Source organism: Streptomyces sp. NPDC055966 (assembly GCF_042269865.1).
Classification (GTDB): Bacteria; Actinomycetota; Actinomycetes; order Streptomycetales; family Streptomycetaceae; genus Streptomyces.
In genome coordinates this window covers 159,447-172,402 of sequence record NZ_JBHJYK010000007.1, presented here as the reverse complement: position 1 = coordinate 172,402, position 12,956 = coordinate 159,447, and the positions used below count along the sequence as shown (strand labels likewise).

At 69.1% G+C, this 12,956-nt stretch carries 6 protein-coding genes; 5 read left to right on the top strand and 1 reads right to left on the bottom strand.

The window, feature by feature from the left end:
* The first annotated feature begins 194 nt into the window (after positions 1 to 194).
* On the top strand, positions 195 to 824 hold the full coding sequence (locus tag ACFC8N_RS17120) for a hypothetical protein (RefSeq protein ID WP_376288628.1): 630 nt from the start codon (positions 195 to 197) through the stop codon (positions 822 to 824).
* Here ACFC8N_RS17120 and ACFC8N_RS17115 read toward each other — a convergent pair.
* Positions 800 to 1,765: a hypothetical protein gene (locus ACFC8N_RS17115; RefSeq protein WP_376288627.1), complete on the bottom strand. Its 966-nt coding sequence runs from the start codon at positions 1,763 to 1,765 to the stop codon at positions 800 to 802. The genes ACFC8N_RS17120 and ACFC8N_RS17115 overlap by 25 nt on opposite strands.
* 539 nt (positions 1,766 to 2,304) lie before the next feature.
* On the opposite strand from ACFC8N_RS17115, the gene ACFC8N_RS17110 reads away from it, so the two are divergent.
* Genes ACFC8N_RS17110 through ACFC8N_RS17095 form a run of 4 tightly spaced genes read left to right on the top strand, consistent with a single transcriptional unit; the run spans position 2,305 to position 12,486 of the window.
* A complete protein-coding gene (locus tag ACFC8N_RS17110; protein WP_376288626.1) occupies positions 2,305 to 6,228 on the top strand; it encodes a PglY protein in 3,924 nt (1,307 codons plus the stop codon).
* A complete protein-coding gene (pglZ, locus tag ACFC8N_RS17105; RefSeq protein WP_376288625.1) occupies positions 6,228 to 9,026 on the top strand; it encodes a BREX-2 system phosphatase PglZ in 2,799 nt (932 codons plus the stop codon). Before ACFC8N_RS17110 ends, pglZ begins: the two co-directional genes overlap by 1 nt.
* Complete coding sequence (gene brxD, locus ACFC8N_RS17100) at positions 9,023 to 10,357, top strand: BREX system ATP-binding protein BrxD (RefSeq protein ID WP_376288624.1); 1,335 nt, start codon at positions 9,023 to 9,025, stop codon at positions 10,355 to 10,357. Before pglZ ends, brxD begins: the two co-directional genes overlap by 4 nt.
* Positions 10,354 to 12,486 carry a DEAD/DEAH box helicase gene (locus ACFC8N_RS17095; protein ID WP_376288623.1) on the top strand — a complete coding sequence of 711 codons (2,133 nt, stop codon included), beginning with the start codon at positions 10,354 to 10,356 and terminating at the stop codon, positions 12,484 to 12,486. Before brxD ends, ACFC8N_RS17095 begins: the two co-directional genes overlap by 4 nt.
* Positions 12,487 to 12,956: the final 470 nt, after the last annotated feature.

Below are 12,956 nucleotides of genomic sequence, written 5' to 3'. Positions count from 1 at the left end.
CTCCGCTTCCGGCTTCCCGGAGAGACGAGTCTCAGCGAGTGCCGGAGGCGGTGCGGCGGGCCGCGTAGTGATGCGCGCATGGTAGGGGGTACGGCGGCCAGGCGGGCACAATCCGCAGGCGGACGTGCTTGGGGTGTACGGGGCTGATAGACAACAGGAGACGAACCGGCTCCGACCGACAGGGACATGAGGAGATGCTGCTTGCCGAGCAGGCGCTGGTCGGTCTGAGGTTGCGTGGACAGCAGGTACAGGCCGCCGTCACCGTGTTCGCCGACGAGGCCCGCCGCCGCTCCCACGCCGGCCTCGGAGCCGTCGACAGCCGGGCTCTCCTCACCGTCCTCTACGGCTTACCAGGGGACCTCCCCGTACCGCTCGGGACGCTGGACGCATACACCGTGCGCATGCTCCACACGGCACCGCCAGGCGTCGTAGACATAGGTATGGACGAGAACCCAACCTCCGCCGTTCGGCGCCTCGTCCCGGCCACCCGAGTCGAGCTGGTCCTCGTCCACGGCCCCGGCGGAGTCCCACCCCGCCAGTGGGACTCCGCCGTCCGGGACGCTTCCCAGTTCGCGCCGTTCTGTGCGCGCGGGGTCGTCGTATCGAAGACCGCGGAATCGCAACATGACGCCGAATCCGCGTCCCCCGACCTCGACCTGTTCCTCCTCAAGGCACGCTTCTACGGCGTAGGCGTCGCCACCCAAAGCCCCCGGGGGCTGCGCTGGCTCCTGGAACCCGCCCCCTACCGCCCCCAGCGGCACTCACCCGCCCAGTGGCTGTTCCACGAGCAGGCCTGGCGTCAGCTCGGTCCGGACTGGTCCTGACGCCGAAGTTTCTCCGTCGTGGGCAACGGCAGAGGGCTCGGTCGGCGCCAGGCCTGAAGCACCTTCGGGAACGAGACCTCCGTGTCCGTCTGTGCTGCCAGTAGCCGGTGGTGTTCCCAGGAGTCCGCGAGTTGCTGCCGCCACCAGTCCTCGCGCTCGTGCCCCGGCAGCGTCGAGTCCAACTCGTCGTGCAGTGCATAGAGTTCGCAGACCGTGTGCTGCAGGGCCGCCAGCACGTCGGCGTCGCTGTCCGTGAACCGGGTGAGGGCCGCTCCCTTGCACACGGCGCAGTCGCACGTCCACGGATCGATATGGGCGAACCAGTCCTGGAGTGTCGCCACGCGCAGGTAGCGCAGCAGCCGCCGTACCAGCACCACCGTGTACGGCTTGTGCCCGCCGCCCCCGTTGTCGGGCCGGGGAGCCACGCCGAAGCGGAGCACGGCCGATGCCCCGATCGCCGCTCCCAGTGCCCCGTGAGCCATCGCATCGAAGGCGGCGAGGTCGGTCCGCCACAGCAGCAGGCGCGGGCACGACCGGCACAGCTGCCGTAAGCCCTCAGGTACATGGGATCGCTTGAGGGGATCCTCGTCCGCCTGCATGATCAAAGCCACCGGGTGCCGGCAGGCCCGTATCTGCTCCACGAGATGCAGCAGCGAAGCGCCCCGCAGCCACCGATAGCTGCACGGCAGCAGCGCCACGGTGTCCTCGCGGCGCAGCCGGTTCGCCTCCCTGATCACCGCCTTGAGCACCGCCGCGTCACCCGTCTCGTCCGCCGGGATGAAACACGTGGGCGTCACCGCGAACGACGCCTTGTTGTCGCGCTGGCCGTCCAGAATCTCGTTCAGGTCCTTCAGGTCCAGAGAGCGCCAGCCGTGGCTGCTCCTGAGACCGAACGGCGCGTCGGTCGTGGCGACCTCCCGGGTGTGGCTCTCGAGGTCCATGACCACGACCATGCCGGGGAATGCGTTGCGGATCTCCCTGCACCTGACCGGTGCGTCGGCGCCGGTCAGGACCAGCCCTCCTGTCCGGGGTCGGACGTGTGGCAGTACATCGATCGCCGACCGGTCCCTCACCATGATCAGCAAACGGTCCCGCAACAGTTCGTCGATCCCTTCGATCCCGCCCGCCATGAGATCGTCCCCCTCACGGTCATCAAGGCCGCCCCGCCGCTCCTCACTGTCAGAGCCGCGAAACGCGGCCCGCAAGACCGCCTGCCTGCGCTGGAGCCGTTCCAAGCCACGCCGCCGGTGCCGTCGGCACAGCTCCTTACGCGGCCCGCGCTCGCCGCATACACCCCTTTCGTCACGCACGGCGACCGCAGTCCGCCCGGTCATCGCCGAACGTGACTGAGGTGTCACTGAACTTGCTCCGGGCCTGGGCGCGAGGCATGCCAAGACTGGCAAGATTGGAGGTCGCGCCCGTGTCAGCGTGGTCCGAGTGCCGTCGAGGCCGTCGAGTGAGTAGAGGGAACGAGAGCCGGATGCCCACCAGTGAACTCTTCCTGCGGGATGTCATCGAGATCAAGGAAGACGTCCATGCCGGCGACTTCAAGATCGAGCTCTCCAGTGGGTTCACCGAAACCGATGCCCGGATCGCGGAGTATGTGGTCACCGACCAGCTCCAGGACGCCTTCCGGGACGCGCTCGGTCTCGTCAAGACGGCCGTCAGGTCGGGCAACTCGCACGCCGCGTATCTCCACGGTTCCTTCGGCGCCGGTAAGAGCCACTTCCTGACCGTGCTGCACGCCGTACTGAACAACCATCCGGCGGCTCGCGCCAAGCCTCGCCTCCAGGAAGTCATCGCGGAGCACGACGACTGGCTGCGCGACCGGCGCTTCCTGATGGTGCCCTACCACCTCGTGGGGGCGACCGACCTGGACTCGGCGCTGCTCGGCGGGTATGTGCAGGCGGTACGCGATCAGGAGCCGGGCAAGCCCACGCCTCCCGTCTACCGGGCCGACGCCATGCTGGCGGACGCCCGACGGCAGCGGGAGTTCCTCGCCGACGACGCGAAGTTCGTGCAGTGGCTGGGGGAGGGCGCCCTCGCGGTCGCCCCGGGCGGCGCCGTCGCTGCCGGGGAGGAGGACGAGGACGACCTGGAGGTCCTCGACGCGGGTGACGCGCCGGCCAGGAGCAGCTGGACCCCGGCCGACCTCGACCGTGCCTTCGAGGCCCCCGCCGGAGACCCGGACCGCGACGCGCTCGTCTCCGCCCTGCTGTCCGGGCCCATGGCCTCGTACGCCCAGGGTGCCCGCGGCGACAGGGAAGCCTTCCTGCCGTTGGAGAACGGGCTGTCGGTCATCTCCCGGCATGCCAAGTCCCTGGGCTATCACGGCGTCGTGCTGTTCCTTGATGAACTGATCCTGTGGCTGCAGGCGCACATGGGTGAGCAGGACTTCGTCCGTGAGCAGGTGCAGAAGCTGGTCAAGCTGATCGAGTCGGGAGACAGCGACCGGCCGGTGCCGATCGTGTCGTTCATCTCCCGGCAGCGTGACCTGTCGCAGCTGATCGGCTCGGACGTGGCAGGCGCCGACGTCCAGAACCTGGAACAGCAGATCACCTACCTTGCGGGCCGCGTCGAGGTCGTGGACCTCGAGGACAGCAACCTCGTGGAGATCATCAAGCACCGTGTGCTCGCGCCCAAGCCGGGGATGGAGCAGGTGCGCGACGACGCCTTCAAGATCGTGGAGTCGTCGAAGGACGAGGTCCGGCAGGTTCTGCTGGACGCCCACGGGCGCACCGACGCCGACTGGGACGACTTCCGCACGGTTTATCCGCTCTCGCCCGCGCTGCTCAACGTGCTCGTCGACCTGTCCGGTGCCCTCCAGCGGGAGCGGACCGGTCTGAAGCTGGTGCAGGAACTGCTGAAGCGGCGCCGCGACGACCTCAAGATGGGCGATCTGATCCCCATAGGTGACCTGTGGGACGTCATCGCCGAGCGCAAGGGCGAGGCGTTCACCGCCAAGCTGCGCAAGGAGTCGGAGATCGCGGACCGGTTCCACGCGCGCGTCCAGGCGCATCTGCTGCAGAAGTACGGATCCACTGATCATCCGCACTACCGGCGTGACGAGCGGCTCATCAAGACCCTGCTCCTCGCCGCGCTCGCGCCCAATGTGCCCGCGCTGGCGCGGCTGACCGGCGGACGCCTCGCCGCCCTCAACCACGGCACCATCAAGACCCGCGTCGGATCGGCCGGCTCGGTGGCGGCGAAGGCGCTGAAGGAGCTGCAGGCCGCGGAGTTCGGTGAGCTGCGCAGCGAGGGCGACAGTACGGGCGACCCCGTCTTCCACCTGCACCTGTCGGACGCCGACGTCGAGCCGCTGCTGGAAGAGGTGCAGGGCAGTGCGGACCAGCCCGGTCTCAGGCGGCAGTGGATCAAGGACCAGCTGTGGGCGGCGCTCGGCATCCGGGACACCCAGGCGTTCGTGTGCGAGCGCGACATCGTGTGGCGGGGGACCAAGCGGACCGCCGAGTTCGTCTTCGGCAACGTACGGGACCCGCACCTTCCGGACGAGCAGTTCCAGCCGCAGACCGACGGCAACATCCGCTTCGTGCTGGACTACCCCTTTGACGACGGCCAGCACTCGCCCATGGACGACGTGCAGCGCATCGAGACGCTGCGGCGGGCGGGCAAGGACGAGGCCACCGTCGTATGGCTGCCGGACTTCTTCTCCGAGCAGAAGCTGACCCAGCTCGGACGACTGCTGAAGATCAACTACCTTCTGGAGAGGGACCGGCTGGACGAGGCCACCGCCACCCGCTCCGCCGACGAGCGTATCCAGATCCGCCACCAGCTCAAGGCGCAGAGCGAGAACCTCACCTCGCAGCTCACCGCCGTATTGCAGCAGTTGTACGGCATTGCCAAGGCGGATGCGGCGAACATCGGCGCGGAGGTGCCCGAGCGCCAGCACCTGTGGTCCCTCAAGTCCGGCTACACCAGGACGCGGCCCGAGGCGGGGGCCGGCTTCGAGCAGAACCTGTTCATCATCGCGGACGAGCTGTACGCCGTGCTCTACCCGAAGCACCCCGACTTCGACCCGGGTGCGGCTCCGGGGCCCGCACGCCGTGCCGTCACCCCGCGCGAGCTCAAGACCGCCCTCGAATGGATCGGGCGCGCCATGGAGGACGGCTCCCGCCGGGTCGTCGTGGACGGGCACCAACTGGCCACCGTCCGGAAGATCGTGCACGCCCTCGGACTTGGTGAAGTCCACGACGGGCCGCTCAACCTGACCTTCGACTGGCGGCTGCGCATCAACCAGAAGGCCGCCGACGCCCAGGCCGGACCGGACCTGTCCGTCGAGGACATCCGCACCTGGATCCGTGAGCTCGGCTACACCGGCCTGGACAAGAACGTCGTCAACCTGATCATCGCGACGTACGCGCTGCTCGACGACCGGACCTGGGTCTACCAGACCTCGCCGCTGCCGCAGGCCCCCGAACTCGAACGCATCGGCCCCGGCTATGGGCTGCGGGCCGTGGAACTGCCCAGCGAGGAGGAGTTCGCCACGGCCCGGGAGCGGGCCGGGAGGATTTTCGGCGTCCCCGTGCCCCCGGTGCGGTTCGCACGGAACGTAGCCAAGCTGGCCAGCGGGGTGCTCAAGGAGGCCGCGGAGTACCGCGAGCACGTCGACGGCATGCGGACCTCGCTGCGCAAGCACGCGGAGGCTCTCGGCCTGAGTGGGCCGCACGGCGCCGACGCCCCGCGCATGAAGTCCACTGACGCGGCCGCCGACCTCATCGCCCGGCTGGTGCGCCTGGGCGAGTCCACCGCGGTCGTACGCGAACTCGCTGCCGCTGCCTATGACGTGACGGACCAGGAAATCGGGACCGCCCTCAAGCAGGCGCCCGAAGTGCTGCGCGCCCTCGACGGCACCAACTGGCGGCTGCTGGCGAGCGTGCGTGCCTTTGCTGAGCGCGACGACAGCGTGGGGGACCGGGCGGCGCGGCTGATCGAGGCCGTGCAGGACACCGCGAACGACCATGAGCAGGTGCGCTCTCTCGTCCCCGTACTCGACCGGCTCCAGGAGCAGGCCCTCGGCCTGGTCAACGAGGTGGCGCGGCTGGCCCAGGTCGCCCAGCCGGTACCGCCCCAGCCCCAGCCGACCGCAGACGACGTCAGCTTCACCCAGCACGGGCAGCCGACGGTCTCCTCCGACCCGGGTGTCATGTCCGACAGGCCGCGGCAGCCGACCACACACGACGAGTCCCAAAGCGGCGGTGCCGTGCGGACGCCGAGCCCTCGCACCCCGCACGTGGTGGAGTCGACGCGGCTCGAAGCGACCCTCGCGGCCACGCTCGCCGACGTACAGGACGAGATCAGGCTGTACGTCGAGGCGCACCCCGGCACCCGGATTCAGGTCTCCTGGCAGCCGGTGCCCGCCGAAACCGAGGAGACCGGGCGCTGATGGCCGCAACCCTGCCGCCGGTCGGCCGCCGTACGGTCGAGGCTCTCCTGACTGCTTACGCCAAGGGCTTGAAGGACCGCAGGCTCGTCCTGGTGCACGGACGGTACGCGGACAATGCTCCGCCCGAATTCAGCGTCAAGCTGGGGGATGAGACCCGGCGGGTTCGGGTGAGCCATCAGTCGTCCGTCCTCGGCATCCTCGGTGAATGGGCGGAGCACCAGGAAAAGTCGGCCGACGCCGATCTGCTCGTCGTGACCACCGGGGTCGATGACGACCACCTCGGGTGGGACCTGCGCGGTCATGCGGTGAAGCGGCAGACCCTCACCGTGGACAACGCCGAGATCGTCATGCAGCGGTTCGGCGCCACGAGCCTCGACCCGCGCATGTACGCGCGTGAGGAGGCATGGCTGCTCGAAGCCCTGCTCGAGGCAGAACCCGGCCAGGGCTGGGAGCGCGGCCGTGCCGTCCTGACCCGCGACGCCGCCGTGCGCGCTCTCGTCGTGGCCAGACTCGGGCTCGGCGGCGACGGGAACGTCGGTACGGCGGGGCAGGACGTCGCTGTCGACGCGGACACCCTGCTCGCCTGGTCCCGCACGCCCGCGGGTCCTCTGCGCTTCGCCGAGCTGGCGCAGACCGAGCGCTCCGAGATCAAGAAGTGGCTCGGCGAGACCGCGGGCCAGGCAGTGCCCGTCCTCATGTCTCTGGTGGAGGCCGGGTGCGGGCAAGACGCGATGGCGCTCGGGCTGCTCGGTGCCGCCCTGCGCGACCCCGCCGCGAGCCCGGACACGGTGCTGGCCCTCGGCGGGCTGTTCGGCCAGGTGATGCCGCGCCGCGGTGAGCTGCAGGCCTTCACCGAGGCGGTCGAGGGAACGCTGATCCGCTGGATCGGCGAGGCGCGTGGCAATCCCGCGGCGCGTCAGCGGGTCTTCGCCGTCCTCGACCGCGCCGACCAGCTCGCCGCGGACGCAGGGCTGACCTCCGGGCTTGTCTCCAACCGCTTCCTGCCGTCGAGTTTCACGGCACAGCTTCGCCACGTCACTGCCGCGGCACGGCAATCACCGACAGCGGCTCAGGCCGCACTCGACGAGCTGAGCGCACACGCGCTCGTGAAGCTGTACGCGGACCGCCATCGGGCAGCCGCCATGGCTGTGCGCATCGCACGCTGGCTCGCTCTCCCCAAGCCCCGAGTTCCGTCTGCCGCGGCAGGCGTGCAGACGCAGCTCGCTGACTGGGGGTGGGTCGACCGGGCGCTGGCCGTGCTGTGGGCCGGCGACCCTGGCGGCGATCATGGCGTGGCACAGGACTTCCGCGTACTGTACGACCTGGCGCAGGCCCAAAGGGAGCGCCTGGACAAGGAGTTCGCCGGGCGGCTGACCACTTGGACGGAAAGCGCCACGGCTCAGTTCCCCAGCGGCTGCCTGGTCGTCGAGAACGTACTGCCCGAAGTGGTCAAGCCGATCGCCGCCACGGGCGCGGCACCCCTGGTCCTCGTCCTGGACGGCATGAGCACCGCGGTTGCCGTCCAGCTCGGTGAGGAAGCCGAGCGCGAAGGCTGGACCGAGGCCGTTACCAGGCCCTCCGAGGGGCAGGCCCTCCGGCGCCTGGCAGCCGTGTCGATGCTGCCCTCGGTCACCAATATCAGCCGCGCCTCGCTGCTCACGGCTTCAGCCACCAAGGGTGGCCAGGCGGCGGAGAGTTCGGGGTTCGCCGCCTTCTGGAAGGCGCAGCGCAGAGAAGCGGTCCTCTTCCACAAGGCCGGCATAGAGGGAGACGCCGGGCGCTATCTGTCCGAGGACGTCGTGGCCGCACTCGCCACCGACGAGGTCGTCGGCGTCGTACTGAACACCATCGACGACGCGCTCGACAAGGGCCAGCAGGGGCAGCGGACTCGCTGGAGCCTCGACGACATCACCTATCTGCGCGAGTTGCTGGCCGCGGCCAAGGGATACGGCCGCCCCGTCGTGCTGGTCGCCGACCACGGCCATGTGCTGGAGCGCGGCATGAGCCATGGTCCGGCGAACAACGGGGGAGCTGCGGCAGCGGCCAGGTGGCGTACGGGGACGGCCCGTGACGGCGAGGTTCAGCTGGCCGGTCCTCGCGTGTGGGAAGGCGGCGGCACCATCGTCGCTCCGTGGCGTGAGGACATCCGCTACACCGGCCGCAGGGCGGGGTATCACGGCGGGGCGTCCCTGGCGGAAGTGACCGTGCCGGTACTCGTACTCCTCCCGGACAAGGCACTGATGCCCAAGGCATGGGAGGTGCTGCCTCGCGAGCAGGCGACGCCGGCGTGGTGGCAGTCGTCGGTGCCCGAGCCGGTGGTCGAGCAGACGGTGACCGTGGTCGAGGAGAGGCCGAAATCCGCGGTCAGGCCCAAGTCCGGCACGAGGCGGGCGCGGCCCGAGGGTGAAGGTCTCTTCGCTGAGACCGACCTCGACGTGGCGGCCAGTGAAAAAGCCGGCGCGCGCGAAACCGCCACCACTCTTGGGGCACGCGTCGTGGCCAGCGAGGTCTACGAAGCCCAGAAGGAATACGTGCGGAAGGCGCCCGAGGCCAACGTGGTGGCTGCCGTCATCGACGCACTGGCCGAGGCAGGCGAGACCATGTCACCGGCCGCGCTCGCCTCTGCCGTCTCCGCGACCGGCCGGGTACGGCGCAACATCGACGGTTTCATCACGACCCTGCAGCGACTGCTGAACGTCGAGGGATACCCCGTACTCGGGTTCATCGACGCCGGGCACACCGTCCGACTCGACGTGAAGCTGCTGCGGGACCAGTTCTTCCCGAAGGAGAGAAAGTGAGCTCCGCACCCGAGGTCAGCGCGGTCCGGCGACGGGAAGTCGTCGACGCGCTGCGTCGTGGCACCGTGCCGCACTCCGGCCTCGACCTCTTCGCCGTCGGTCTCGACCGGTTCACCGGCGCCCTCGAGGGGGACGTGGCCACCGTGGCGCGGGGCGGGGCCGCCTTCCACGCCATTCGCGGCGAGTACGGCTCCGGCAAGACCTTCTTCGCACGCTGGCTCGCCGAGCGGGCCAAACGCGCCGGGCTCGCCACGGCCGAGGTGCAGATCTCCGAGACGGAGACGCCGCTGCACCGGCTGGAGACGGTGTACAGGAGGCTCACGGAACGGCTGTCCACGGCGACGCACCAGCCCAGCGCCCTGCGCGCGATCGTCGACTCCTGGTTCTACACGTTGGAGGAAGAGGTCCTCGACAACGGTGGCGTCGATGAGGAGGACGAGACGGCGCTGGGTGAGGCCGTCGACGTGCTGATGGAGCGCAGGCTTGCCGAAGTCGCACGCACAACACCGGCATTCGCTGCGGCCCTGCGCGGTTATCGGCGTGCGGTCACCGTCGGGGACGCCGTGATGGCGGAAGCCCTCATCGCCTGGCTCGGCGGACAGAAGTCCGTCGCCGCCTCGGCTCGCAGATCCGCCGGTGTGCGGGGCGACCTCGACCACTTCGCGGCGCTCGGCTTCCTGCAGGGACTGCTCACCGTGCTGCGCGACTGCGGCCATCCCGGCCTGCTGGTCGTCCTCGACGAGATCGAGACCCTGCAGCGGGTGCGCGGCGACGTACGGGAGAAGGGGCTCAACGCGCTGCGGCAGCTTCTCGACGAAATCGACGCGGGTCGCTTTCCGGGGCTGTTTCTCGTCATCACCGGAACTCCCGCCTTCTTCGACGGCCAACAGGGCGTGCAGCGGCTTCCGCCACTCGCTCAGCGGCTGGCAACCGACTTCACCACGGATCCGCGTTTCGACTCCCCGCGCGCAGTCCAATTGCGGCTCGCAGGCTTCGACCTGGAGCGGCTCGGCGAGTTGGGCAGGCGTGTGCGTGATCTGTACGAGGGGGCAGCCCGGAATCCGGAGCGAATCGGGCAGCGGGTGGACGACGCGTATCTCATGGAGCTTGCGACGTCCGTCACCGGCGGCCTCGGCGGCAAGGTCGGCATCGCCCCTCGTGTCTTCCTGCGCAAGCTCGTCGCCGATGTGCTGGACCGGGTCGACGAGTTCGACGAGTTCGATCCGCGCAGGCACTACGCGCTCACCATCTCCGACGGTGAGCTGACCGAGGTGGAGCGCAACGCGGCGGTGGGCGCGCGTGCCGACGACATCGACTTGGAGATGCCGTGAGCGGCATCGACGACCTGGAACCCGCGCTCGTCCACCACATTGTCAACACGCTCGGCTGGCCCGGACTGCGTCCGTTGCAGGAGGAGGCCATCGGGCCGCTGCTCGCGGGCGAGGACGCGATCCTGCTCGCGCCCACCGCGGGCGGCAAGACCGAGGCCGCGTCGTTCCCGCTGTTGTCGAAGATGGTGTCGCACAAGTGGTGGGGGACCTCGGTCCTGTACGTGTGTCCGCTGAAGGCGCTGCTGAACAACCTGCTGCCCCGTTTGGAGACGTACACCTCGTGGCTCGGACGCACCGCCGCCCTGTGGCACGGGGACGTCACGTCGACGGCACGGAAGCGGATTCTCGCCGCGCGACCCGACGTACTGCTCACCACGCCGGAGTCGCTGGAGGCGATGCTGGTGAGCGCCAACGTCGACCACGCCTCCTTCTTCTCCGGATTGCACACCGTGGTCGTCGACGAGGTACACGCCTTCGCCGGCGACGACCGGGGCTGGCATCTGCTCGCGGTCCTGGAGCGGTTGCAGCGCGTCGTCGGGCGCCCCGTCCAGCGCGTGGGACTGTCCGCCACTGTCGGGAACCCGGAGGAGCTGCTGGAGTGGCTTCAGGGATCCGGAGCGGGAAAGCGACCGTCGACGGTGGTGGCACCGCACCTGGCCGAGCCGAAGCCGGGGACGTCGGCAGCGGCGGCACCATCCGCGGTGGACATCCAGCTCGACTACGTGGGTTCCGTCGACAATGCCGCTACCATGATCGCGGCCCTGCACGGTGGCGAGAAACGACTCGTCTTCTGCGAGTCCCGCAGGCTTGTCGAGGAACTGGGCGAGAAGCTGCGCGCCAAGGGCGTGACCACCTTCCTCTCGCACGCCTCCCTCTCCGTCGACGAACGCCGACGTGCGGAACAGGCCTTCGCCGAGACCCGCGACTGCGTCATCGTCTCCACGAGCACCCTCGAACTTGGCATCGACGTCGGGGATCTGGACCGGGTCATCCAGATCGACGCCCCACTCACCGTCGCCTCCTTCCTGCAACGGCTCGGCCGAACGGGACGCAGGCCCGGAACGTCACGCAACTGCCTGTTCCTGGCGCTGGACCGCGGCGGACTCCTCGGCGCGGCGGCTCTTCTCCTGCAGTGGTCGCGCGGCTGGGTGGAGCCCGTCCTCGCCCCGCCGGAGCCGCGGCACATCGTGGCTCAGCAGCTTCTCGCGCTGTGCCTGCAGGAATTGCAGGTCGGGGACCGTCTCTGGCAGGAGTGGTGGAACGGCCTCGGACCGTTCGGCCAGTCTGCGGAACCGATCGTCCGCCACCTGGTCGACAACGGCTACCTGGACCAGGACGGCGAACTCCTGTTCATCGGCCCCGAGGCCGAACGGCGTTTCGGGCACCGACACTTCATGAATCTCACGGCGGTCTTCACCGCACCGCCCCAGTTCACCGTGCTGAACGGGCGCAGGGAGATCGGCAGGACGGATCCGAGCCTGCTCACCGAACGGATCGACGGGCCAAGGCGATTGCTCCTGGCCGGGCGGAGCTGGCAGGTCACGTACATCGACTGGAAGCGCAAGCGGTGCTTCGTCGAACCAGTCGACGGCGGCGGCAGAGCGAAGTGGAGCGGTGCCGGGCTTGACTTCGGCATTTCCTTCGAGCTGACGCGCGCGGTACGCGAGGTGCTCCTCGGGGCGAATCCGCCGGTGGACCTCACCGCGCGTGCGGAGAAGTACCTGGCCGAAGCACGGGAGTATTTCATGGAAGAGGTGCACCCCGGAGGCACAGTGATCACCCGCGGCTCCGGCGGATACGTGAGGTGGTGGACATGGGCAGGCCATCGGGCAAACGCCACACTCGCGGCGACGCTTGCCGAAGTCGCCGTGCCTGCCCAGCAGATCAACGACTGCTGGATCCGGCTGCGTGAGGACCTTGCCCCCGACGCTTGGAAACAGGTTTCGGCCGCCGCCCCCGACCATCTGTGCCTGCCGGAGGTCGATGAGCGGGCGGTCAGAGGCCTGAAGTTCGCGGATGCACTGCCACCCAGGCTCGCCGAATCGACGCTGGCGAGGCGGCTGGCGGATCTGGAGCCGGCAGCGCAAGTGCTCTCCGAACCTGTGCGCTTCGTTATGCGTCCACTATGAATACCCGGTTCCTGTAAGGAGTCGCGTCGCGTTGTCAGGCTGCCCTCGCGCAGATCGTTCTCGCGAACCCGTACAGCCCGAATCGTCCACTTTATGCTCTTGACTTGGAGATTTACCTAAGGCAGGTTCATTTTTGTTGGGCGGGGGTTCCTGTGCTACCTGCGAGCACCTGGGAGTTCATCCCAGCCACTGCCGATTGCTCAGCACGCAGGCTCCCACCTGCAGCGATGACTTTGCGAGCCCCACAGGTTGGGAGAGGTCACAGGTTCGAATCCCTGGTAGTGCGTCTGGCTGGGGTTGAGAGAAGTGGTGTACGGGCTCCCACCTGATCCGGGCGTTTGCCCCGGCGTCGGAGTGCGCCACTGTTCGAACTCGGACCGTGACGGGAGGCCCCGCACCAGGCAGGCTGCGCCCGTGCGGGAGGCACGCGGATGCGGCCAAGCAGCGGGCGGACCCGCCAGGCCGTGTTC

Coding starts and splice junctions, on each gene's coding strand:
- ACFC8N_RS17120 (WP_376288628.1), top strand. CDS start 195: ATGCTGCTTGCCGAGCAGGCGCTGGTCGGTCTGAGGTTGCGTGGACAG.
- ACFC8N_RS17115 (WP_376288627.1), bottom strand. CDS start 1,765: ATGGACCTCGAGAGCCACACCCGGGAGGTCGCCACGACCGACGCGCCG.
- ACFC8N_RS17110 (WP_376288626.1), top strand. CDS start 2,305: ATGCCCACCAGTGAACTCTTCCTGCGGGATGTCATCGAGATCAAGGAA.
- pglZ (WP_376288625.1), top strand. CDS start 6,228: ATGGCCGCAACCCTGCCGCCGGTCGGCCGCCGTACGGTCGAGGCTCTC.